Origin of the sequence: Actinophytocola sp. NPDC049390 (assembly GCF_044466355.1) — a bacterium.
Taxonomy (GTDB): Bacteria; Actinomycetota; Actinomycetes; order Mycobacteriales; family Pseudonocardiaceae; genus Actinophytocola.
Window position 1 is genome coordinate 557,472 of sequence record NZ_JBITMQ010000002.1, and the last position, 23,921, is coordinate 581,392.

The 23,921-nt window shown below is 72.0% G+C and carries 21 protein-coding genes and 1 pseudogene; 16 read left to right on the forward strand and 6 right to left on the reverse strand.

All coding sequences use genetic code 11. The features are described 5' to 3' along the window. Positions 1-6 precede the first annotated feature (6 nt). From pucL to alc, 13 genes are all read left to right on the forward strand, one after another. Positions 7-858: a factor-independent urate hydroxylase gene (pucL, locus tag ACIBVP_RS08785; protein WP_396105437.1), complete on the forward strand. Its 852-nt coding sequence runs from the start codon at positions 7-9 to the stop codon at positions 856-858. 10 nt (positions 859-868) lie between these two features. Then, on the forward strand, positions 869-1,738 hold the full coding sequence (locus ACIBVP_RS08790; RefSeq protein WP_396105438.1) for an FAD binding domain-containing protein: 870 nt from the start codon (positions 869-871) through the stop codon (positions 1,736-1,738). Beyond that, positions 1,729-2,202: a (2Fe-2S)-binding protein gene (locus ACIBVP_RS08795; RefSeq protein WP_396105439.1), complete on the forward strand. Its 474-nt coding sequence runs from the start codon at positions 1,729-1,731 to the stop codon at positions 2,200-2,202. Before ACIBVP_RS08790 ends, ACIBVP_RS08795 begins: the two co-directional genes overlap by 10 nt. Then, positions 2,199-4,478, forward strand: coding sequence for a xanthine dehydrogenase subunit D (gene pucD / locus ACIBVP_RS08800; protein ID WP_396105440.1), 2,280 nt, complete (start codon positions 2,199-2,201; stop codon positions 4,476-4,478). The genes ACIBVP_RS08795 and pucD overlap by 4 nt, the downstream gene beginning before the upstream one ends. Further along, the gene (locus tag ACIBVP_RS08805; RefSeq protein ID WP_396105441.1) at positions 4,469-4,951 is read left to right on the forward strand and encodes a nucleoside deaminase; all 483 of its coding nucleotides are present in this window, start codon (positions 4,469-4,471) and stop codon (positions 4,949-4,951) included. The genes pucD and ACIBVP_RS08805 overlap by 10 nt, the downstream gene beginning before the upstream one ends. Positions 4,952-5,061: 110 nt before the next feature. Further along, positions 5,062-6,504, forward strand: a complete 1,443-nt coding sequence (locus tag ACIBVP_RS08810) for an NCS2 family permease (RefSeq protein WP_396105443.1) — start codon at positions 5,062-5,064, stop codon at positions 6,502-6,504. 11 nt (positions 6,505-6,515) lie between these two features. After that, complete coding sequence (locus ACIBVP_RS08815) at positions 6,516-6,893, forward strand: gamma-glutamylcyclotransferase (RefSeq protein WP_396105444.1); 378 nt, start codon at positions 6,516-6,518, stop codon at positions 6,891-6,893. Continuing rightward, entirely contained in the window at positions 6,890-7,678 is a 789-nt protein-coding gene (locus ACIBVP_RS08820) for a hydroxypyruvate isomerase family protein (RefSeq protein ID WP_396105446.1), read from the forward strand. The genes ACIBVP_RS08815 and ACIBVP_RS08820 overlap by 4 nt, the downstream gene beginning before the upstream one ends. Then, positions 7,675-8,547 (forward strand): NAD(P)-dependent oxidoreductase, encoded by an 873-nt coding sequence (locus tag ACIBVP_RS08825; protein WP_396105447.1) that lies wholly within the window; start codon positions 7,675-7,677, stop codon positions 8,545-8,547. The genes ACIBVP_RS08820 and ACIBVP_RS08825 overlap by 4 nt, the downstream gene beginning before the upstream one ends. Position 8,548: 1 nt before the next feature. Then, complete coding sequence (gene gcl / locus ACIBVP_RS08830) at positions 8,549-10,255, forward strand: glyoxylate carboligase (protein ID WP_396105448.1); 1,707 nt, start codon at positions 8,549-8,551, stop codon at positions 10,253-10,255. Then, complete coding sequence (locus tag ACIBVP_RS08835; RefSeq protein WP_396105449.1) at positions 10,252-11,352, forward strand: glycerate kinase; 1,101 nt, start codon at positions 10,252-10,254, stop codon at positions 11,350-11,352. Before gcl ends, ACIBVP_RS08835 begins: the two co-directional genes overlap by 4 nt. Further along, a complete protein-coding gene (gene allB / locus ACIBVP_RS08840; RefSeq protein ID WP_396105852.1) occupies positions 11,352-12,644 on the forward strand; it encodes an allantoinase AllB in 1,293 nt (430 codons plus the stop codon). The genes ACIBVP_RS08835 and allB overlap by 1 nt, the downstream gene beginning before the upstream one ends. Next, entirely contained in the window at positions 12,641-13,708 is a 1,068-nt protein-coding gene (alc, locus tag ACIBVP_RS08845; RefSeq protein WP_396105450.1) for an allantoicase, read from the forward strand. The genes allB and alc overlap by 4 nt, the downstream gene beginning before the upstream one ends. Before the next feature lie 14 nt (positions 13,709-13,722). On the opposite strand, the gene ACIBVP_RS08850 is transcribed toward alc, so the two are convergent. Further along, entirely contained in the window at positions 13,723-14,958 is a 1,236-nt protein-coding gene (locus ACIBVP_RS08850) for a GNAT family N-acetyltransferase (protein ID WP_396105451.1), read from the reverse strand. A gap of 56 nt (positions 14,959-15,014) precedes the next feature. Then, positions 15,015-16,022, reverse strand: coding sequence for a LacI family DNA-binding transcriptional regulator (locus ACIBVP_RS08855; protein WP_396105452.1), 1,008 nt, complete (start codon positions 16,020-16,022; stop codon positions 15,015-15,017). Positions 16,023-16,106: 84 nt separating this feature from the next. Between ACIBVP_RS08855 and ACIBVP_RS08860 the strand changes: the two genes are divergently transcribed. Both ACIBVP_RS08860 and ACIBVP_RS08865 read left to right on the forward strand, forming a co-directional pair. Continuing rightward, on the forward strand, positions 16,107-17,987 hold the full coding sequence (locus ACIBVP_RS08860; protein ID WP_396105453.1) for a discoidin domain-containing protein: 1,881 nt from the start codon (positions 16,107-16,109) through the stop codon (positions 17,985-17,987). 52 nt (positions 17,988-18,039) lie between these two features. Then, on the forward strand, positions 18,040-19,860 hold the full coding sequence (locus tag ACIBVP_RS08865) for a ricin-type beta-trefoil lectin domain protein (protein ID WP_396105454.1): 1,821 nt from the start codon (positions 18,040-18,042) through the stop codon (positions 19,858-19,860). Between the two features lie 42 nt (positions 19,861-19,902). On the opposite strand, the pseudogene ACIBVP_RS08870 reads toward ACIBVP_RS08865, so the two are convergent. From ACIBVP_RS08870 to ACIBVP_RS08885, 4 genes and pseudogenes are all read right to left on the reverse strand, one after another. Further along, a pseudogene (locus ACIBVP_RS08870) lies at positions 19,903-20,298 on the reverse strand (GtrA family protein); the annotation flags it as partial. Between the two features lie 99 nt (positions 20,299-20,397). Beyond that, positions 20,398-21,408 (reverse strand): ATP-binding cassette domain-containing protein, encoded by a 1,011-nt coding sequence (locus ACIBVP_RS08875; RefSeq protein WP_396105455.1) that lies wholly within the window; start codon positions 21,406-21,408, stop codon positions 20,398-20,400. Further along, positions 21,405-22,106, reverse strand: a complete 702-nt coding sequence (locus tag ACIBVP_RS08880; protein ID WP_396105456.1) for an ABC transporter permease — start codon at positions 22,104-22,106, stop codon at positions 21,405-21,407. Before ACIBVP_RS08880 ends, ACIBVP_RS08875 begins: the two co-directional genes overlap by 4 nt. Before the next feature lie 4 nt (positions 22,107-22,110). Next, entirely contained in the window at positions 22,111-22,959 is an 849-nt protein-coding gene (locus tag ACIBVP_RS08885; protein WP_396105457.1) for a substrate-binding domain-containing protein, read from the reverse strand. Between the two features lie 56 nt (positions 22,960-23,015). Between ACIBVP_RS08885 and ACIBVP_RS08890 the strand changes: the two genes are divergently transcribed. Further along, positions 23,016-23,921 (forward strand): substrate-binding domain-containing protein, encoded by a 906-nt coding sequence (locus ACIBVP_RS08890; protein WP_396105458.1) that lies wholly within the window; start codon positions 23,016-23,018, stop codon positions 23,919-23,921.

Consider the following 23,921-nt stretch of genomic DNA (forward strand, 5'->3'; position numbering starts at 1 on the left):
CCCGAGATGGCGATCGTCCTGGGTGACAACCGGTACGGCAAGGCCGAGGTGCGGCTCGTGCGCGTCGACCGGGGTGCCGAGCACGGCATCACCGACCTCAACGTCAGCGTCTCGCTGTCCGGCGACATGGCCGACACCCACCTGACCGGGGCGAACGACAAGGTCCTCGCCACCGACACGCAGAAGAACACGGTGTTCGCGTTCGCCCGAGACGGTGTCGGGGCCATCGAGGACTTCGGGCTGCGGCTGGCCCGCCACTTCGTCGACTCGCAGCCGAGCATCCACCGGGCACGCGTGCGGATCGAGCGGTTCACGTGGACCCGGCTCGGTCCGCACTCGTTCGCGGGCGCGGGTGGCGGCACCCGCACCGCGGTCGTCACCTACGACGGCGAGCAGGCGTGGGTGGTCTCCGGGATCGCGGACCTGACCGTGCTGAACACGACCGATTCGGAGTTCTGGGGCTACCCGCGCGATCCGTACACGACGTTGCAGGAGACCAAGGACCGCATCCTCGCCACCGCGGTGAACGCGACCTGGCGGCACAGCACGACCGAGGTGGACTGGGACACGTCGTACGACACCGCGCGGCAGAGCCTGCTCGACGCGTTCTCCGGCACCTACAGCTACTCGCTCCAGCAGACCCTGTACGCCATGGGTGAGCGGGTGCTGACGAACGACCCGGGCATCGCCGAGGTGCGCCTGAGCCTGCCGAACAAGCACCACTTCCTGTCCGACCTCACCCCGTTCGGCATGGACAACCCGGGTGAGGTGTTCTACGCGGCGGACCGCCCGTACGGGCTGATCGAGGGCACCGTGCTGCGGGACGACGCGCCGCCCGCCGGTCCGGCGTGGGACTGAGGAGTACACAGTGGACTTCATCCGACCGGGCACCCTCGCCGAAGCCCTCGAGGCCAAGGCCGCCCACCCGGACGCGGTGCCCATCGCGGGCGGCACGGACGTGATGGTGGAGCTGAACTTCGACCACCGCAGGCCGTCCGCGCTGCTCGACCTGAACCGGATCGCCGAGCTGCACGAGCACGGCCGGGAGAACGGCCGGATCCGGCTGGGTGCCGCGGTGCCGTACGCGCGGATCATCGCGGAACTGGGCACGGACCTGCCCGGGCTCGCGATGGCCGCGCGGACCGTCGGCTCGCCGCAGATCCGCAACCGGGGCAGCGTCGGCGGCAACCTCGGTGCCGCGTCTCCCGCCGGTGACTCGCATCCGGCGCTGCTGGCGGCGGGCGCGGACGTGGAGATCGCGTCGGTGCGCGGCACGCGTTTCGTGGCGGCACAGGACTTCTACACCGGGGTCAAGCGGAACGTGCTCGAACCGGACGAGCTGATCACCGCCGTGCACCTGGCACCGGCGGCTGGCCCGCAGCAGTTCAGCAAGATCGGCACCCGCAACGCGATGGTGATCGCGGTGTGCGCGTTCGGGCTGGCGCTGCACCCCGCGGAACGCCGGGTCGGCACGGGACTCGGGTCGGCCGCGCCGACGCCGCGCCGCGCGACCGCCGCCGAGGAGTTCATCGCCGGTGAGCTGAACTGGGACTCGCCGCGGGCGATCGCCGACTCGGTGCTGCGCCGTTTCGGTGCGCTGGTCGCCGAGGCCGCGTCGCCGATCGACGACGTCCGGGGCACCGCCGCCTACCGCGGGCACGCGTTGTCCGTGCTGGCGCGCCGCACGCTCGGCTGGGCGTGGTCCGACTACGTGAACGGAGGCAGGGCATGCGCGTGACATTCACGGTGAACGGCGAGCGGCGCACCGCGGACGACGTGTGGCCGGGCGAGAGCCTGCTGTACGTGCTGCGGGAGCGGCTCGGCCTCCCCGGGTCGAAGAACGCCTGTGAGCAAGGGGAATGCGGGTCGTGCACGGTCTACCTGGACGGTGCGCCGGTGTGCTCGTGCCTCGTCGCGGCCGGGCAGGCGGAGGGCCGCGAGGTGCGCACGGTGGAGGGTCTGGCCGACGGTGACCGGCTCGACCCGGTCCAGGAGGCGTTCGTCGAGACCGGTGCGGTCCAGTGTGGGTTCTGCACGCCCGGGCTGATCGTCCAGGCACACGACCTGATCGCCCGCAACGACGAGCCGACCGATCCGGAGATCCGGGAGGCGCTCGCGGGGAACCTGTGCCGCTGCACGGGTTACGAGAAGATCCTCGACGCGGTGCGGCTCGCGGCACAGCGCGGGAGGGCCGCCCGATGACCGTCCCGAAGCTCGACGACGTCATCTCCGGCGGCATCGGCGACAGTCCGCTCCGGCCGGACGGCAACCTGAAGGTGCGTGGCGAGTTCGCGTACGCGTCGGACCTGTGGCACGAGGACATGCTGTGGGGCGCGACGTTGCGCAGCCCGCACCCGTACGCCCGCATCCACGCGATCGACGTCGGCCCCGCGCTGGCGCTGCCGGGTGTGTACGCGGTGCTGACGCACGAGGACGTGCCCGGCGAGAACGTCTACGGGCTCAAGCACCAGGACACCCCGGTGCTGGCCGAGGACGTGGTGCGGTACCAGGGCGAGCCGGTGGCGCTGGTCGCGGCCGACCACCCGGAGACCGCCCGGCGGGCGCTCACGGCGATCCGGGTGGAGTACGAGGTGCTGAGCCCGCTGCTCGACGTGGAGGAGATCGCGCACGACGACGCGCTGCCCGCGCTGCACCCCGGCGGGAACGTGGTGCGCCACCAGCGGATCGTCAAGGGCGACCCGGACGCGACGGCGGACGTCGTGGTGTCCGGGGTGTACGAGATCGGCATGCAGGACCAGGCGTTCCTCGGTCCGGAGGCCGGGATGGCGGTGCCGGACGGCGACGGCGGCGTGGACCTGTATGTCGCGACGCAGTGGCTGCACGTGGACCAGAAGCAGACCGCGCACGCGCTCGGGCTGCCGCTGGACAAGGTGCGGTTGACGCTCTCGGGTGTCGGCGGCGCGTTCGGCGGCCGCGAGGACCTGTCGATGCAGGTGCACGCGTGCATGCTGGCGCTGCACACGGGCCGTCCGGTGAAGATGTCGTACCACCGCGAGGAGTCGTTCTTCGGGCACGTGCACCGGCACCCGGCGCGGATGTACTACGAGCACGGCGCCACGAAGGACGGCGACCTGGTCTATGTGAAGGCACGCCTGTACTTCGACGGTGGCGCGTACGCGTCGAAGACCCCGGTGGTGGTCGGCAACGGCACCACGCTGTCGGTCGGCCCGTACGACGTGCCGAACGCGCACATCGAGGGCTGGGGCGTGTACAGCAACAACCCGCCGTGCGGCGCGATGCGCGGGCTGGGCGCGGTGCAGCCGACCTACGCCTACGAGTCCCAGATGGACAAGCTCGCCGCCGCGCTGGGCATGGACCCGGCGGAGCTGCGGATCCGCAACGCGATGAGCGAGGGCTCGACCACGGTCACCGGGCAGGTCGTCGACTTCCCCGCGCCGGTGGCCGAACTGGTCGCCAGGGTCCGGGACCTCCCGCTCCCCGGCGAGCACACCGGCGACATTCTCCAACTGCCCGGTGGCGCGGGGAACACCACGCACGGCGAAGGGGTCGTCCGCGGTGTCGGGTACGGGGTGACGATCAAGAACATCTCCTACGCGGAGGGCCTCGACGACTACTCGACCGCGCGGGTGCGCCTGGCGGTGGTCGGCGGCGAGCCGGTCGCGCTGGTGCACACCGCGGCGGCGGAGGTCGGTCAGGGCCTGGTGACCGTGCAGCAGCAGATCGCCCGCACGGAACTGGGGGTCGAGCGGGTCGTGCTGCACCCGAACGACACGAGCGTCGGTGACGCCGGGTCCAGCTCCGCGTCGCGACAGACGTACGTGACCGGTGGTGCGGTGCGCGACGCGAGCCGGGCCGTCGCGGAGCGGGTGTTCGAGCGGGTCGGGAAGCCCGGGTTGTCGATACACGGCGGCAAGGTCGTGGACGCCGACGGTGTGGTGCACGCGGACCTGGTCGAGCTGCTCGGCGACGACGTCATCGAGGAGACCCGCGAGTACCACCACCGGAAGACGTACCCGCTGGACCCGGAAACGGGACAGGGCAACGCGCACGTGCAGTACGGCTTCTCCGCGCACCGGGCCGTGGTGGACGTGGACCTCGACCTCGGCCTGGTCCGGGTGGTGGCGCTGGACTGCGCGCAGGACGTCGGCAAGGCGGTCAACCCCGACGCCGTGGTCGGCCAGATCCAGGGCGGGTCCGCGCAGGGCCTGGGGCTCGCGGTGATGGAGGAGATCCAGGTGGCGGACGGGAAGGTGCGCAACCCGTCGTTCACCGACTACCTCATCCCGACCATCCTCGACGTGCCGCCGATGACCGTCGAGGTGCTCGAACGACCCGACCCGCACGCCCCGTACGGAGTCCGCGGCGTCGGCGAACCACCCACCATCTCGGCCACGCCGGCCATCGCCAACGCGATCCGCGCGGCGACCGGCCTCGAACTGCCCCGCGTCCCGGTCAAGCCGGAACACATCACCGGAGGAGATCACCCGTGTTCGTGAACACCGACGTCGAAGCCGACTGGCTGACCCGGACCATCCGGCTCGCCACCGAGAACGTGGCGAACGGCGGCGGCCCGTTCGGCGCGCTGATCGCTCGCGGCAGCGAGGTCGTGGCGACCGGCATCAACCGGGTGACCACGAACCTCGACCCGACCGCGCACGCCGAGGTGACCGCGATCCGCGCGGCCTGCCAGGAGCTGGGCACGTTCTCCCTGGAGGGGTGCGTGCTGGTGTCGTCGTGCGAGCCGTGCCCGATGTGCCTGTCGTCGGCGCTGTGGGCACGCGTGGACCGGGTGGTGTACGCGAGCGACCGCGACGACGCCGCCAAGGCCGGTTTCGACGACCGCGCCTTCTACGAGCTTTTCGACAAGCCGAGGGACAGCTGGCACGTACCCGTGCTCCAGCTGTCCACAGTAGACGGGTTCGCCCCGTTCACGGCGTGGCTGGAGAACACCACCCGCGTCGAGTACTGACAACCAGGTGCTGACCGGAGCACCTCAAAAGCACTGACCGTGCCACCCCGAGAAGGGCCCGCCTGAGTCGCGGGCCGGGTGCCGCACGCCCACCGGCAAGGGAGTACGCAATGACGCAGACCCGACCCGAAGCCCCACCGGAAGCCCCTCTCCCACCCGTCCCGCGCATCTCGGCCGTGGACCGCTTCTTCGCCGTCCGCCGCCGCGGCTCGACCGTGGGCCGGGAGGTCCGTGGCGGGGTCACGACGTTCGTCGCGATGGCGTACATCGTGTTGCTCAACCCGTTGATCCTCGGCGCGTCCGCGGACATCACCGGCGCTCGCCTGTCCACGGCGGCCATCACCACCGCGACGGCGCTCGCGGCCGCGGTCATGACCGTCCTCATGGGCGTCGTCGGCAACGTGCCGCTCGCGCTCGCGGCGGGGCTGGGCATCAACGGCATCGTCGCGTTCCAGATGGCGCCGACGATGACGTGGGCGCAGGCGTTCGGGCTGGTGGTGCTCGAGGGCGTGTGCATCGTGCTGATGGCGGTCAGCGGGGTGCGCGAGCGGATCATGAACGCGATCCCGATGGCGCTCAAGACCGCGATCACCGTCGGCATCGGCCTCTACATCGCGCTGGTCGGCCTGGTGAGCGCCGGGTTCGTGACCCGCATGCCGGACGCGGCGAACACGACCGTCCCGATGCGGCTGGGCATGGACGGGCACCTGTCGGGCTGGCCGGTCGTGGTGTTCTGCGTCGGGTTGCTGCTGATGACCGTGCTGACCGCGCGGAAGGTGCCCGGTGCGGTCCTGATCAGCATCGGCGTGGCGACCGTGCTGGCGATCGTGGTCAACGCGCTGTTCGAGGTGCCCGGCTGGGGTCTGGTGGAGCCGACCGTGCCCGACAACCTGGTGGCGGCGCCCGACTTCGCGTTGTTCGGTGACGTGGACCTGTTCGGCGGGTTCGTCTCGGCGGGCCCGATCGCGGCGACGGTGTTCCTGTTCACGCTGGTGCTGTCCGGGTTCTTCGACGCGATGGGCACGATCACCAGCGTCTCGGACGAGGCCGGTCTGTCGCGGAACGGCAAGGTGCCCGGAATGGGACGCATCCTGGTCGTGGACGGTGCGGGCGCGGTCATGGGCGGGGTCAGCGGCTCCTCCCCCAACACCGTGTTCCTCGAGTCGGCGGCAGGTGTCGGCGAGGGCGCGCGGACCGGGCTCGCGAGCGTGGTGACCGGTGCGTTGTTCGCGGCCACGCTGCTGTTCACGCCGCTGGCGGCGGTCGTCCCCGCCCAGGCCGCGGCACCGGCGCTGGTGGTGATCGGCGGGATGATGATGGCCCAGTGCCGCAAGATCCCGTGGCAGGACACGGACTTCGTGATCCCGGTGTTCCTGACGATCGCGGTCATCCCGTTCACCTACTCGATCACCAACGGGATCGGCGCGGGCCTCATCTCCTACGTGCTCATCCGGATCTGCAAGGGCAGCTGGCCCGGCTGGCTGCTGACCTCGCTCGCCGCGGTCTTCGCCGTCTACTTCGGCGTCACCGGCATCGAGCACCTGCTCACCTGAAAGGAACCGCTGTGGCACTGATGTTCCTCAACGGCGGCGCCATGCGCGGCGAACCGCTGCACCACCTGCTCGACGGCGCCCCGCTCGTGAAGGAGACCACCACCGCGCCGAAGTACCGGTTCTACTCGGTCGGCGACGCGTGCCCCGCGCTGTACCCGGTCGCCCACGGCGGCGCGGCGGTGGCCGGGGAGCTGTACGACCTGCCGCTCGACGTGCTGCGCGACAAGGTGCTGCCCGGTGAGCCGCACGAGCTGGAACTGGGCGTGATCGAGCTGGCGGACGGGAGTTCGTCGTTCGCCATGCTGCTGCGCCGCCCGTACACCTCGCACACCCGGCTCACCGACATCACCGAGTTCGGCGACTGGCGTGCGTACAAGGAGAAGTCGTGACCCGATTCGATGTGAACCTGTCCATCCTGTTCACCGAGCTGCCGCTGCTGGACCGTCCCTCGGCCGCGGCCGAGGCCGGTTTCGACGCGGTGGAGTTCTGGTGGCCGTTCGACACCGCGACCCCGGCCGATGCCGACGTCGACCGGTTCGTCGCGGCGATCCAGGACGCCGGGGTACGCCTGGTGGGGTTGAACTTCTTCGCCGGGGACATGCCCGGCGGGGACCGCGGGGTCCTGTCCCTGCCCGCGCGGTCGGCGGAGTTCGTGGCGAACATCCCGGTGGCGGTGGACATCGCGGAGCGGCTGGGATGCCCGGCGCTGAACGCGTTGTACGGCAACCGGGTCGACGGGGTCGACCCCGCGGAACAGGACGCGCTGGCCGTCGAGAACCTGGCCGGGGCGGCCGCCGCGTTCGACGGGGTGGTCCTCGTCGAACCGCTCAGCGGCGCGCCGCGCTACCCGCTGCGCACGGCCGCCGACGCGCTCGCGGTGCTCGACCGCGTGGGCGCGGACAACCTGCGGCTCCTCGCCGACCTCTACCACCTGACCGTGAACGGCGACGACCTCGACGCCGTGATCGCGGAGCACACCGGCCGGATCGGCCACGTGCAGATCGCCGACGCGCCCGGCCGCCACGAACCTGGCACCGGGTCGCTCGACCTCTTCGCACATCTCGGCAAGCTCGCCGCGAACGGCTACCGGGGCCACGTGGGCCTGGAGTACACGCCGTCCGGCGCGAGCGCGGACAGCTTCGGCTGGCTGCGCAAGGAAACGGAGACCTCGTGACTTCCATCGGTTTCATCGGCCTGGGCATCATGGGCGCGCCCATGGCCCGCAACCTCGTCCGGGCCGGGTTCGCGGTCACCGGGTACGACCTCAACGCGGACGCGGTCGCCGCGCTGGCCGCCGACGACGGCAAACCAGCCGCGTCGATCGCCGACGCCGTACGGGGTGCCGACATCGTGGCCACGATGCTCCCGGCTGACCAGCACGTCGAGGCGGTCGTCCTCGGCGACGACGGCGTGCTGGCGCACCTCGAACCGGGCGCGCTGCTGATCGACTTCAGCACGATCCGCCCGGAGACCTCCCAGAAGATCGCCGAGGCCCGCACCCGTGTATTGGACGCGCCGGTGTCCGGTGGTCAGCAGGGTGCGATCGACGGCGTCCTGTCCATCATGGTCGGTGGCGCGCGGGCGGACTTCGACGCCGCGAAGCCGGTGTTCGACGCGGTCGGCAAGGTCGCCGCGCTCGTCGGCCCGGCAGGCGCCGGGCAGTTCGTCAAGGCCGCCAACCAGCTGGTCGTCGGCGGCACGTACGCGCTCGTCGCCGAAGCCATCCTGCTGATGGAGGCGTCCGGTGTGGACGCCGAGGCCGGGCTCGACGTGCTGGCGGGCGGGCTCGCGGGCAGCAGGATCCTGGAGCTGAAGCGGGCGTCGATGCTGGCCCGCGACTACACGCCCGGGTTCCGGATCGACCTGCACCACAAGGACATGGGCATCGTGCTCGACGCGGCCCGGCAGGCCGAGGTGGCGCTGCCGTTCGCGTTCCAGGTCGCGGCACACGTGCAGGCGGCGCGGGCGCAGGGTCTCGGCGACCGCGACCACTCCGGGCTGCTCGCCGTCGCGGAACGGTTCTCCGGCAGGGAGGAGCGCTGACATGACACGCATGCCCGCGATGGAGGCGGTCGTCCACGTGCTCAGGTCGGAGGGGGTCGACACCGCGTTCGGCTGCCCCGGCGCGGCGATCCTCCCGCTGTACAAAGCGATGGAAGTGGTCGGCGGCATCGAGCACCTGACCGTGCGGCACGAGGAGGGCGCGACGCACATGGCCGACGGCTGGTCCCGCACCAGCGGCAAGGTCGGCGTCGCGATCGGCACGTCCGGCCCGGCCGGGACGAACATGATCACCGGCCTGTACACGGCGATGGCGGACTCCATCCCGATCGTGTGCGTCACCGGCCAGGCCGTGTCGACGGCACTGCACAAGGAGGCGTTCCAGGCCGTCGACATCGTCGAGATCGCCAAGCCGGTCACGAAGTGGGCGGTGCAGGTCAAGGAGGCGGCGACCGCGCCGTGGGTGTTCCGCGAGGCGTTCCGGGTCGCCCGGTCCGGCCGGCCAGGCCCGGTGCTGGTCGACATCCCGGTGGACGTCGCCAAGGAGATCATCGAGTACGACCCGGCGATCGACGTGCCGCTGCCCGTCGAGGACGTGCGCCCGCACCAGCCCCGCGTCGAACGGGCACTGGACCTGCTGCTCGCCGGGGAACGCCCGCTCATCCTGGCAGGTGGTGGCGTGATCATCGCGGACGCGGCCGACGAACTGCGCGAGCTGGCGTCGGTGCTGAACGTCCCGGTGCAGGTCACGCTGATGGGCAAGGGCGCGGTCGACGAGGACAGCCCGCTGTTCGCCGGGATGACCGGGGTGCAGACCTCGCAGCGGTACGGCAACGCGTCGTTCCTGGAGTCCGACGTCGTCCTCGCGGTCGGTGCGCGGTTCGGCGACCGGCACACCGGCACGCTCGACGTGTACCGCGGGGACCGGACGTTCATCCACGTCGACATCGAGCCGACGCAGCTGGGCAAGGTGTTCCCGCCCGACCTCGGCATCGTCTCGGACGCGAAGCTGTTCCTGCGCGCGCTGCTCGACACGGCACGGCGGCGCGGCGAGCGCGGTCCGCAGGCGTGGGTCGACCGGGTCGGCGAGCTGAAGCGGAGCCTGGGCCGCCGGGAGGACTTCGACACCGTCCCGATCAAGGCGCCGCGGGTCTACAAGGAGATCAACGAGGTCTTCGGCCAGGAGACCTACTTCGTCACCGCGATCGGCCTGTACCAGATCTGGGGCGGCCAGCACCAGAAGTCGTACCGGCCGCGGCACTACCAGGTGTGCGGGCAGGCCGGGCCACTCGGCTGGGAGATCCCGGCGGCGATCGGCGTGAAGAAGGCGCTCAAGCACACCGAGCCGGACGCGGAGGTCGTCGGCATCGTCGGCGACTACGGCTTCCAGTACATGGTGGAGGAGCTGGCGGTCGGGGCGCAGTACGACGTGCCGTTCGTGCTGATCATGATCAACAACGAGTACCTCGGGCTGATCCGGCAGGCCTCGCTCCCCTACGACATGAACTACCAGGTCGACATCCACTACGACGAGTACGGCACGGACAACGTCAAGATCATGGAGGCGTACGGCTGCGCGGGCAGGCGCGTCCACGAACCGGGCGAGATCCAGGACGCGCTGGAGTGGGCGCGCAAGGAGGCCGTGGCGACCTCGCGGCCGGTGCTCGTCGAGATCATGATCGAGCGGGAGGCGAACACCCCGCACGGCCCGGCGATCGACGCGGTGCGGGAATTCGAGCCGCTCCCGTGAGTGGGCACGTCCTCGTGGCGCCGGACAAGTTCAAGGGGTCGCTGTCCGCCACCAAGGTCGCGGACGCCGTGGCCGCGGGCATCGGCATCGCCCGGCCGGACGTGCCGGTGCGGGTGCTGCCGATGGCCGACGGCGGCGAGGGCACCGTGGCCGCGGCGGTGGCGGCCGGGTTCAGCCGGGTGGACGTGCCCGCGCGCGGGCCGACCGGGCAGCGGGTCACCGCCTCGTTCGCGCTGTCGGGGACGACCGCGGTGGTGGAGCTGGCCGAGGCGTCGGGGCTGCGGCGCCTGCCCGGCGGTGTGACCGCGCCGTTGACCGCGTCGAGCGCGGGCACCGGTGACGTGCTCGCGGCGGCGGTGCTGGCCGGTGCGCGGCGGGTGGTGCTCGGGCTCGGCGGCAGCGCCTGCACGGACGGCGGTGCGGGGCTGCTGTCGGCGCTCGGCGCCCGGCTGCTCGACGCGTCGGGTGCGGAGCTGCCGCCGGGCGGTGCCGCGTTGCGGGACCTCGCACGGCTGGACCTGTCCGGCCTCGATCCCGCCCTGTCCGAGGTGGCCGTCGTGCTGGCGTCCGACGTGGACAACCCGCTGCTCGGGCCGCAGGGCGCGGCTGCGGTGTACGGGCCGCAGAAGGGCGCCCGGCCCGCTGCGGTGCGGATCCTGGCGGACGGGCTGCGGCGGTGGGCGGAGGTCGCCGGGGGCGATCCCGCCGCAGCGGGTGCGGGTGCGGCGGGCGGTGTCGGGTTCGCCGCGCTGACCGTGCTGGGCGCGTCGATGCGGCCGGGGATCGAGGTGCTCGCCGAGCTGCTGGGGTTCGACGACGCCGTGCGTGGCGCCCGGTTGGTGGTCACGGGAGAGGGACGGATGGACGCGCAGACGTTGCGTGGCAAGGCACCCGCGGGGGTGGCGGCGCGGGTGGACGTGCCGGTGGTCGCGGTCGCGGGCCAGTGCGCGCTGTCCACGACCCAGTTGCGGGAGGTGGGCATCGAGGCCGTGTACGCGCTGACCGACGTGGAGCCGGACCCGGCGCGCTGTGTCGCCGAGGCCGGGCCGTTGCTGACCGCGGTGTCGGCGAAGCTCGCCGAGGAGTGGCTGCCGTGATGGACCTCGTGCTGCGCGCCGACGCGGTGTACACACCGGACGGGCCGCGCCCGGCAGCGGTGTGCGTGCGAGACGGGCGGATCGCCGATGTCGTCTCCCGTGCGGCCACTGTGATCGCCCGGGAGGACGTCGACCTCGGTGATCTCGCGTTGCTGCCCGGTCTGGTGGACACCCACGTACACGTGAACGAGCCGGGCCGCACCGAGTGGGAGGGGTTCGCCACGGCGACGGCGGCCGCGGCGGCCGGTGGGGTCACCACGATCGTCGACATGCCGTTGAACAGCCTGCCGCCGACCACGACCGCGGCCGCGCTCGACGTGAAGCGTGCGGCGGCGGCCGGGCAGTGCGTGGTCGACGTCGGGTTCTGGGGTGGGGCCGTGCCAGGAAACCTGGCGGAGCTGGCACGGCTGCACGAGGCGGGGGTGTTCGGGTTCAAGTGCTTCCTGTCGCCGTCCGGGGTGGACGAGTTCCCGCCGCTGTCATGGGCGGAACTCGACGCCGTGCTGGACGTGCTGGCCCAACTGGACGCGCTGCTCGTCGTGCACGCGGAGGACCCCGGTGAGCTGCGCGAACCTGGACCGTCCTATGCGGAGTTCGTGGGGTCGCGGCCGGACTCGGCCGAGCAGCGAGCGGTGGCGGGGCTCGTCGAACGGGTGGCGGCGCGGTCCGCGCGGGCGCACGTCCTGCACCTGTCGTCGGCGGCCACGCTGGGGATGGTCGCGGAGGCGCGGGCGGCCGGGGTGCGGATCACGGCCGAGACGTGCCCGCACTACCTCACGTTCGCGGCGGAGCGGATCCCCGCCGGTGCCACGGAGTTCAAGTGCTGCCCGCCCATCCGGGGCGAGGCGAACCGGGACGGGTTGTGGGCGGGTCTGGCGGCCGGGGTGGTCGACTGCGTGGTGAGCGACCACTCGCCGTCGCCGCCGGAGTTGAAGCGCGGCGGGTTCGGCGAGGCGTGGGGCGGGATCTCCTCGCTGCAGCTCGGCCTGCCCGCGGTGTGGACCGAGGCACGCCGCCGAGGGCACGCACTGTCCGAGGTGGTGCGGTGGATGGCGTCCGCGCCCGCCGACCTCGTCGGCCTGGCGCGCAAGGGCCGGATCGCGCCGGGCTGTGACGCCGATCTGGTCGCGTTCGCGCCCGATGACGAGTACGTCGTCGACGCCACCGGCCTCCGCCACCGCCACCCCGTCACCCCGTACGACGGCGCCCGGCTGTCCGGTGTCGTCCGCCGGACGTGGCTGCGGGGTGGGGACCCGACCGGAAACCTGTTGAGCAGGGAGAGGAACGCATGACCCACCCAGACCTCGCCGTCGCCTCGCTGGGCGGCACCGTGATGGCCGCGAGCGACGAGTTCTTCGCCGACAAGGAGAACCTCGTCCGCGCAGAGCCGCCGACGTTCCGCCCGCACACGTTCACACCGAAGGGCCAGCAGTACGACGGGTGGGAGACCCGGCGGCGCCGCGGCGCGGGCCACGACTGGGCGTTGATCCGTCTCGGCGTGCCCGGCATCGTGCGCACGGTCGACGTGGACACGGCGTTCTTCCTCGGCAACTACCCGGAACGCTGCCTGCTCGAGGGCACGGGCGTGTCCGGGTACCCCGGTGTCGCCGAACTGGCCGACGCCGACTGGTTCGAACTGGTGCCGGAGAGCGAGCTGACCGGCGGCGGGCCGAACGTGTTCACCGTGGACGCCGAGCTGCGGGTGACGCACGTCCGGCTGCACATCCTGCCCGACGGCGGGGTCGCGCGGTTGCGGGTGCACGGCGAGGCGGTGCCCGACCCCCGCGACCTGTTCGACCTCCCCTTCGACCTGGTGTCCACCGCGAACGGCGGCCGGGTGCTGCGGTGCAGCGACAGCTTCTTCTCCCCGCCCGCCAACATGCTCCAGCCGGGCGAGTCGCGCTTCATGGCCGACGGCTGGGAGACCGCCCGCCGCCGCGACGGCGGGCACGACTGGGTGGAACTGGCGCTGGCGTGCCCCGCCGTGCCGAAGGTCGCCGAGATCGCGACCACGCACTACCGCGGCAACTCCCCCGACCGGATCACGCTGTCCGGCTCGGCCGACGGCCGGACGTGGTTCCCCCTGCTACCCGAGACCGCCCTGCAACCCGACACGACACACCGCTTCCGGCTCCGCACGGACCGCCCGGCCACCCAGGTCCGCCTGGAGATGCACCCGGACGGCGGCATCGGCCGGTTCCGGCTGTACGGCGAACCGACCGACCAGGCCGTCCACGACCTCACCGCCCGCTGGTTCGACCACCTGCCGGCACGACAGGCCGCCGACGTGCTCACGAGCCTGGGCCTGCCCGCCGACCGGCGGCCGCACGACGTGTCCCGGCTGCTGGGCAGGTGAACCTTCCCGCGCGCTCAGAACGCCTCGAGGCAGCGCGGTTCGTCGTCGTGCAGGAAGGCCAGTGATGCCGTCGCCAGCGCCCCTGGGCTGTGCTCGCGGACCCGGCCCGCAGCCGCCAGCGTGGCGAGCCTGGTGCCGCCGAAGAACACTGTGCCCAGGGCCGCCACGTCCAGTGCCAGGTCGGCTGGGGCGTCGGTGCGGGTGACCTCGGCACGGCCGTCCGGACCGGCCACCAGGCGCCACCGGCCCGCGTTCCACGGGCACACGGCGTCGTCGACGTCCAGCACCAGGTCCACGGGGACCGGGTACCTTCTCGCGGTCAGGGCCCGGTCCACGTCGACGACGCGTACCCACAGTGCGTCGAACAGCGTGCGCAGTGCCGCGCGTGGGTCGGCGAGCATGTGTACCAGTGGCTCGTCGGTGCCCGCCCGGAGAACCACCTCGCCCACGAGGTCCATGTCCAGCAGGTAGCGCACCATCGCCGCGTACGCCGCCGGGGTGGCGGCGGTCAGCTCGTGCACGGTCACCCTCGCCCGGGGGCCGCGGGCCTGCCAGTCCTCCTTCGCGCGGTACACGGCGTAGGCCTGCGGGTGCACCGCGAACCGCATCGCGGTCTGGCCGCCGCGGCGGCCGGCGTCGTCGAACAGGTGGTACTCCCAGGTGCCGTCGGTGGTGCGGTCCAGGTAGCCGGTGCGGCTGGGCCAGAGCTTGTCGTAGAGATCGCGCATGATCGGCACGGCCTGTTCGCGGGGCAGTTCGCGCACCGGGTCGGGATCGACCGCCACGTCCCGGCGGAAGGCGGTGCCGCGCGGCACCGTGATCTGCGTGTGCTGGGTGCCGAGTCCGTACCCGAACCGGCCGTAGATCCCGCCCTCCGACGCCCACAGGATCGCGAGTGGCTCCCCGGCCTCGTGCAGGAACTCCAGCTGGCCGCGCATGATCCTGCTCAGCACTCCCCGCCTGCGATGTCCCGGCGCGACCCCGATGGACGTCACCGCCCCGACCGGGACGGGTTCGGCGCCGGGCACGACGATGCGGCGGCTCAGGAGCTGACCGGTGCCGATCATGGTCTCGCCGTCGAACACGGCGTGGCTGCGTGCGGGCTCGAACGCCGACCGTTCCGCGGCCAGGAACTCCGCGCTGTGGTCGATCAGGAAGGCAGTCGCCAGGACTTCGCTGAACACGGGCAGGTCCGCGTCGGTGAGGGTGCGGATCGTGAGCTGGTCATCCCCGGGGGACGTGTCGGCCATGCCGCAGTGATACGCGCGTGTGACCGGTCGCGCGAACCAATTTCCGCGGCGGCGCGTCAGCGGCGCCGCGTCGCCGGGCCCGTGGAGTCGCGGACGACGAGTGTCGTGGCCAGTTCGATGTGCAGTGCCTCGGGCTGGTGCCCGTCGAGGACGCGCATCAGCTGGGAGACCGCGATGCGGCCCAGTTCCTGCAGCGGTTGCCGCACCGTGGTCAGCGCCGGGTCGGTCGCCTGGCTGAGGTCGATGTCGTCGAACCCGGCGATGGACAGGTCCTCGGGGACACGCAGGCCGCGGTCGCGGGCGGCCTGCAGCGTGCCGACGGCGACCTTGTCGTTGAAGCAGACGATCGCGGTGGGCCGCGGGGTCCGGTCGAGCAGTTCCTCGGCCGCCCGTCGCCCGGCGGCGGTGGTGGGTTCGACGTGCCGCAACCGGTCGCCGGTCAGGAGGACGCCTGCCTGGGCGAGTGCGGCTCGGTGGCCCGCGAGCCGGGCGTCGCCCGCCAGCCACTCCTCGGGACCCGCGATGACGCCGATGTCGCGGTGGCCGAGCCCGATGAGGTGGTTCGCCACCGCCCGGGCACCCGAGAAGTGCGCGGCGGAGACGGCGGCGATGTCCGGCGGTGGCGGGGTGCGGGGGTCGACCACGACGAACGGGAAACCCGTGCGGGACAAGGCGACCAGCGCCTCGCCGTCCTCGGGCGGGAGGATGAGGATCGCCGCGTCGACGTCGTCCTGGCCGGGCAGGCCGGGGAGCGCGTCGCTGCGCTGGCCGGACTCGCCCGCGTCCAGCAGCAGGCGCAGCCCGTGGAGCTTCAGCGTCTCCGCGATCGAGGACACGATCAGGCCGAAGTAGTCGGTGAGCACGTACGGGCAGCGGACGTAGACGGTGCGCTGCTTGAGGGGTGCGGGGGCGGGCAGCCTGCGCCGCTCGACGGCCCGCAACACCAGGTCACGGGTTCGGGGTGCCACGTTGACGTGGTCGTTGAGCACACGGGAGACCGTGGCGACGGAGACACCGGTCTCCGCGGCGATGTCGCGGAGGGTCGCCCGCGGGTGGTCTGGCATGGCTCTTGACGATACCGAACGCCCGGGTGTTTCATCATGCAAAAGCCCGTTTCATGGTGATGCGATTCTTGTTACAGGATGCTGATGAGAACGATCGTTCGTGGACTCGCGACCGCCACCCTGCTCCTCGGCCTCGTCGCCGTGCCCGCCGAGGCCGGGCGGGACGCGCCACCGGCCCGGGTGTGGGTGACCACGCCGGACCGCGCGGAGGTGATGACCGAGCGACCACCCGTCCCGTTCGGCACGACCGCCTCGGTCCACCCGACGATCGTGGTCGATCCCGACCGCGCCTACCAGACCGTCGACGGGTTCGGCGCGTCGATCACCGACTCGTCGGCCGCCGTGCTCGCCGGGCTCTCCCCCGCCGTCCGGGCCGACACCATGCGTGCGCTGTTCGACCCGGTACGCGGCATCGGCGTGAGCTTCCTGCGGCAGCCGGTCGGTTCGTCCGACTTCACCGCGGCGGCCGAGCACTACACCTACGACGACGTCCCGCCCGGTGAGACCGACTTCGCCTTGCGGCACTTCAGCATCGCCCACGACGAGGCGCGGATCCTGCCGCTGTTGCGTGAAGCGAAGCGGCTGAACCCGCATCTGAGCGTCATGGCGACGCCGTGGAGCCCGCCCGCGTGGATGAAGACCGGCGACTCGCTCGTCGGCGGCAGGCTGAAGGACGACCCGGCGATCTACGACGCCTACGCCCGCTACCTGGTGAAGTTCGTCCAGGCCTACACGAGGGCGGGGATCCCGATCGACTACCTGTCGGTGCAGAACGAGCCGCAGAACCGCACCCCGGACGCCTACCCGGGCACCGACATGCCGGTCGCCCAGCAGGTGAAGGTGATCGCGGCCCTCGGCCCGAAGCTGCGTGCCGCCAGCCCGCACACGAAGATCCTCGGCTACGACCACAACTGGGCGACGCACCCGAACGACGGCGACCAGGAGAGCGACTACCCGTACCGGCTCCTGCGCGACCCGGCGGCCCGCTGGCTCGCCGGCATCGCCTACCACTGCTACTACGGCGACCCCAGCGCACAGACCGCGCTCCACAACGCCTTCCCCCGTAAGGGGATCTGGTTCACCGAGTGCTCCGGCTCGCGCGGCGCCACCGACCCGCCGGAGAAGGTCTTCCGCGACACCCTGACCTGGCACGCCCGCAACGTCGTCATCGGCACCACCCGCGACTGGGCGCGCAGCGCGGTCACCTGGAACATCGCGCTGGACAGCACCGGCGGGCCGCACAACGGCGGCTGCGGGACGTGCACCGGGCTGGTCACGGTCCTGCCGGACGGCTCGGTGCGGACCGACGCCGAGTACTACACGATCGGGCACCTGTCGAAGTTCGTGCGGCCGGGTGCCCGCCGGATCGCCAGCACGTCCTTCGGCACCACGGGCTGGAACGGCCAGATCATGGACGTGGCGTTCCGCAACCCGGACGGCTCGATCGCGCTGGTGGTGCACAACGAGAACGACGACCCTCGGTCGTTCGCGGTCACCGTCGGGGACCGGACCTTCGAGTACACACTGCCGGGCGGTGCGCTGGCCACGTTCACCTGGCCCCGCGGCCACGACAGCAAGCTGGACCTCGTGTCGTTGGCAGGGGCGAGCGCCACCGCCTCGCACGGCAACGGCGCGGACTCCGTTGTGGACGACGACGCCTCGACCCGCTGGTCCAGTGAGACAGGGCAGGCACCCGGCCAGTACGTCCAGGTGGATCTGGGCGCCCGCAAGCACTTCCGCCGGGTCGCGATCGACAGTGGCGGCAACCTGGGCGACTACGCGCGTGGCTGGCAGCTGTCCGCGAGCGGCGACGGCACGACCTGGCGCACCCTCGCGACCGGCACCGGCGTCGGGCAGCTCACGAACGTCGACGTCCGCCGCACCAGCGCACGGTACCTGCGCATCACCGCCACCGCCGCGGCGGGCAACTGGTGGAGCATCGCCGACCTGCGCCTCTACGACTGACTTCGCCGCACACGGAGGTGCGGCGATTGCTCCCAACCCTGCAAGGAGCGTCATGTCCACATCGAGAACACGGCGGCGGGCCGTCGTCGTGACGGCAGTGGCGGCCACCGTCGGAGCACTGCTCGCCATTCCGGCCGCACCGGCGGTCGCGGCGCCGACCGTCAACGTCTGGCTCACCACCGGCGACCGGGCGAACCTGTTGCGCCAGCAGGCGAGCGTCGAGTTCGGGTCCGGCGGCAGCGGCCCGGTGATCACCGTGAACCCGAACGCCACGTACCAGTCGATGGTGGGCTTCGGCGCCTCGTTCACCGACGCCGCCGCGTGGAACGTGTTCAACTCACCACGCCGCGACGAGATCATGCACGCGCTGTTCAGCCCCAGCACCGGCGTGGGCCTCAACTGGCTGCGGCAGCCGATCGGCGCCACGGACTTCTCCCGCGACTTCTACACCTACGACGACGGCGCACCCGACCCGACGCTGTCGCGGTTCTCCATCGCCCACGACGACCCGTACATCCTGCCGCTGGTCCGGCAGGCGCGGTCGCTGAACCCCGAGCTGACCATCATGGCCTCGCCGTGGAGCGCGCCCGCGTGGATGAAGACCAACAACAACCTCATCGGCGGATCGCTGTCCGACAGCCAGATCGGGGTGTACGCCGACTACCTCGTCAAGTTCGCCCAGGCGTACGGGGCGGCGGGCGCGCCGATCGACTACATGAGCGTGCAGAACGAGCCGAACTTCTCCCCGCCCGGCTACCCGGGCATGCTGATGCCGGCGAGCCAGCAGTCGACCGTCATCAACAACCTGGTGCCGAAGCTGCGCGCGGCCGGGCTGGGCACCAGGCTGCTCGGCTGGGACCACAACTGGGACAACACCAGCTACGCGCAGCAGGTCAACACCAGCGCGGGCGGCAACGTGGCCGGCTCGGCGTGGCACTGCTACGGCGGCAACCCGAGTGGTCAGTCGGTGGTGCACAACGCCCAGCCGGACAAGGACATCTTCTTCACCGAGTGCTCCGGCACGTCGTCGGGCAGCGACGCGGCGACGTTCCGGGACACGTTGCGGTGGCAGGGCATCAACCTCGCGGTCGGCACCACCCGCAACTGGGCCAGGACGGTGACGACGTGGAACATGGCGCTCGACGCCGACCACGGCCCGGTGATCGGCAGCTGCACGAACTGCATGGGTGTGGTGACGACGAACGGCAGCAGCGTCACGTACAACGCCGAGTACTACGTCCTGGGGCACCTCAGCAAGTTCGTGCGACCCGGCGCGGTGCGCGTCGACTCGACCGGCTACGGCGAGGGCGGCGTCCAGAACGTCGCGTTCCGCAACCCGGATGGCACCATCGTGCTGGTCGCCGTCAACAGCGGTGGCACGCAGAATTTCCAGGTCTCCTACGGCGGCCAGACGTTCGGCTACCAGCTGGCCGCCGGCGCGATGGCGACGTTCACGTGGCCGGGTTCGGGTGGCACGAACCCGCCCGCCAGGACCGGTCCGATCACCGGCCTCGGCGGGAAGTGCCTGGACGTCACCGACGGTTCGACCGCGAACGGCAACCAGCCGCAGATGTGGACGTGCACGGGCGGCCCGAACCAGCAGTGGACCCTCGCCACGGACGGCACGGTCCGCGGCCTGGGCAAGTGCCTGGACGTGACCGGCAACGGCACCGCGGACGGCACGGCCGTTCAGCTGTGGGACTGCTTCGCGGGCGGGAACCAGCGGTGGACATACACGTCGGGTGGTGACCTCGTCAACGTGGGCAGTGGCAGGTGCCTCGACGTGCGGGACCACAACACCGCCAACGGTGCGAAGCTCCAGATCTGGACGTGCACCGGCGGCGCCAACCAGAAGTGGACGGTACCCGCCTGAGGACGCAGAGTCGGGCGGTGACGGTCGCGCCGTCACCGCCAGCCGGGCGAGGCGGTAGTCGACGCCGAGGGCGGCCAGCCCGGTACCGACCCCGAGGATCCAGACGAGGTAGTTGACCGCGACCACCACCGCGTACGTGGCGACCTGCGGACCCACCGCGGCGTGGGAACGGAAGTTGAGGGACCGGTTGAGCACGTAGCCGATCCCGAACGCGCAGACGTAGGCGATCGTGATCGACAGCCACAGCGGCAGCTGCGCCACCGACCGCAGCACGCCGAGCAGCGCGAGGTCGACTCCGAACGTGAACCCGTTGATGACGGCGAACCCGAGCAGACTCGGTGGGACGATCCTCGCGAGTCCCCACGGAAGCCGGCGAACCACCGCGGCCATGACCGCGGCGAACCGCTCCCCCCGAACCTCGGCACGCGTCCGAACCATGGACGGCACGGCGTGAACATCTCGGTCGCGGGTGTCCACGAGGTGACATCCACGCTGCGTGTCCCGGTCGCCCTGCTGACCGCTACGGGTGCGACCGCGTCACGGCGCCGAGTTGACCGTACCGTCCCGCGCGTGCGCCGAGCACTCGCGCAGGTGCTCCCAGGCCGTGGCGACGCGGATCGGACCGCCCGCTGACGTCGTCACCTCCGCGGTGGTCACCGCGGTCACGGTGCCCGACGGTGTCGTGACGTCGAGGCGGAGCGCCCCGCCGAGGGGCACCACCCTGCGCAGGACGCCGTCGACGACGACCGCGTCCGGTGGGGTTGGCTCGTCGTCGCCGAGTGGGTGACAGCGCTCCGGCCGGGCGACCAGCGTCGCGTGGTGACCGGTGAGAGCGGGCGGCAGGTGGGTGGTGAAACCCAGCAGGGTCGCGCATTCGAGGTCGGCGGGTGCGTCGAGGACCTCCGAGGTGGCGCCGGTCTGCCGGATCTCCCCGTGCACGAGCAGCGCCGTCCGCTGTGCGAGCGCGCGCGCCTCCTCCCGGTCGTGTGTGACGAGAAGTACCGCGGCGTCCTGGTCGTCCAGCGCGGCGCGGAGGTCGGCGAGCAGGTCCGTACGCGTGGTGGCGTCGAGACCGGTGAACGGCTCGTCGAGCAGCAGCACGCGTGGCGCGACCGCGAGGGCGCGCGCGATGGCCACGCGCTGCGCCTCGCCGCCGGAGAGCGTGTGGGCGTGGCGGTCGGCGAGGTGTGCGACGCCGAGCGCGGCCAGCCAGGGTTCGGCGCGGCGGCGGGCCTCGCGGCGTCGCACGCCGCGCAGCCGCAGGCCCGCCGCCGCGTTGTCGAGCACGGAGGCGCGTTGCAGGACCGGGCGTTGCAGCACCGCCGCGACGGCCTGGCGGAGCTGGGCGGTGGTCGCGACCTCGCCGTCGAGCAGGACCGAACCGGTCGCGGGCGACAGGTGCGCCAGTGCGCGGAGCAGCGTCGACTTGCCCGCGCCGTTGGGGCCGAGCACGGCGAGCGTCTCCCCTGCCGGGATGTCCAGCGCGGGCACGGACACCAGGTCGCGCCCGTGGGCGGTGACCCGCAGCTCCCGGCAGCCGATGCTCATCGGGTCACCCGCTGCCGGTGCTGCGCGAGCGTGACGACGAGGTTGACGGCGAACGCGAGGACGAGCAGGACGAGCCCGAACGCGATGGCCAGCGCGAACTGGCCACGGCTGGTGGCGAGCACGGCGGCGGTGGTGAGCACCCTGGTCTCCCCCGCCAGGTTGCCGCCGACCATCTGGGCGGCCCCGACCTCGCTGACCACGGCACCGAACCCGGCCATGGCGGCCGCCAGCAGCGGCAGTCTCGCCTCGGCCAGGAGCGCGCCGAGTGCCCGGACGCGGGTGGCGCCGAGTCCGCGCATCTGCAGCAGGAAGTCCGGGTCGACCTGTTGGAGCGCGGTCGCGGTCAGCGCGGTCACGATCGGCGCGGCGATCGCGGCCTGCGCGACGACCATCGCGGCCGGGGTGTAGAGCAGTCCGAGCGCGCCGAGCGGGCCGGACCGCCACAGCAGCACGGTGACGAACAGCCCGACGACGACCGGCGGCAGCCCCATGCCCGTGTTCGCGATCGCCAGCAGCACCCGCCGCCCGCGGAACCGGCCCAGCGCGAGCGCGGTGCCGACCGGGGCACCGACGAGGAACGCGATCGCCGTGGCGCTGAGGGAGACCTGGAGCGTGAGGGCGGTGATCGCCCAGGTGTCCTCGTCGCCGGTCAACAGCAGCCGCAGCGCCTCGATGAGACCGTCGCCGAGCACGTCCACGACGTCAGTTCCCCAGCGCCGACTCGTCCTTGCCCGCGTCCGGCACGAACAGGGGCTCGTCGGCGCCGAACTCGCCGATCATCTTCTGTGCGCGCGGTCCGGTGATCCAGTCGGCGAACGCCTTCGCCCCGTCCGGCCGCACCCGGTCGCCCGCCCGTTTCGTCATCTCGATGACGTGGTAGATGTTCAGCAGCGCCGTGTCGCCCTCGTTCAGCACCTCGAGCGCGAGGTTTCCCTTCTGGGAAAGGTAGGTCGCGCGGTCGGTCAACGTGTAGGCCGAGGTCTCGCTCGCGACGCGCAGCGTGGCGCCCATGCCCTGCCCCGTCGAGCGGTACCACTGTCCGGAAGGGACGATCCCGTTCGCCTCCCACAGCTGCTTCTCCCTGGCGTGCGTACCGGACTCGTCGCCGCGCGAGACGAACCCGGCCCGCGCGGCGGCGATCCTCCCCATCGCGTCGGCGGCCGGGACGCCGCGGATCCCGGCCGGGTCGTCGGCCGGTCCGACGAGCACGAAGTCGTTGTGCATCACCAGACGGCGCTCCCCGGCGGTGCCCTCGGCGACGAACTCCTCCTCGGCCCGCGGCGAGTGCACGAGCAGGACGTCGGCCTCACCGCGGCGGCCGAGTTCGATGGCCTGCCCGCTGCCCACGGCGACGGGTTTGACGTGCCAGCCGGTGTCGGCGGTGAAGGCGGGCAGCAACTCGTCCAGCAGGCCGGAGTCCTGCGTGCTCGTGGTGGTGGCGAGGATCAGCGACTTCTCCGCCGAAGGACCCGCTGCCTGCCCCGATCCCCCGCAGGCCGTGAGCGACAGCAGAACGGCCATGACGGCGGTCGTCACACACAGTCGTCGCATCGACTGACTCCTTCTGTAGGATCACAGAACGGTACAACGATACCGAGGCGGAGTACATGACGCGTTACCTGGAGATCGCCACCGAACTGGCCCACCGGATCCGGGCGGGCGACCTCGCCGTGGGCGCCGAACTGCCCGCCGTGCGCGCGTACGCGACCGAGCTGGGTACGACGTCGTCGACGGTCGTCCGCGCCTACCGGCACCTCGCCGACGCGGACGTGATCACGGTGGCGGACCGGCGTCGTGCGCGGGTCGCCACGGACGGCGTGCTCGCGGCGGCTCGTCTGCTCGAAGCGGACCGGGTGTTCCGGCTCGCCGCGAGCGACGACCCGGCACTGCAGATCCTGCTCGACCGCACGACGCCCGCCGTGGTTCCGGTCGGCAGCCGGGGCAGTTTCCACGCGCTGCGTGCGCTCGCACGCGGGGACGCGGACGGCGCGGCGATTCACCTGCGCCACCACACGGGTGTCTACAACGGTCCGTTCGCCGCGGCGTTGCTGCGCGGCAAGGACCCGCACCTGCTCCACCTGTGGCGCCGCGAGCAGGGCCTGTTGGTACGGAAGGACATCCGGTCGGTCGGCGACCTGCCCGGCGCGCTGGTCGCCAGACGTGAGCCGGGCGCGGGCACTCGCGTGCTGCTGGAGCAGCTCCTCATCGACGCGGGCATCGCCCCGCACACCGTGCACGGCCCGGAGCTCGACTCCCACCTGGAGACCGGTCTCGCCGTCGCGGCCGGGATCGCCGACGCGGCGCTGGGCCTCCGGGCCACCGCGTCCGATCTCGGTCTGGACTTCGTGCCGCTGACATGGGAGTCCTACGACATCGTGCTCAGCGGCGCGGTCCTGGCCGCGGCACGCCCGCTCCTGTCCGCCCTGCGGCCCCCGGAAACTCGGGCCGCTCTGGCACACCTGGACGGCTACGACCTGACGAACACGGGCACGCTGACGCGGCTGAACGAGTGA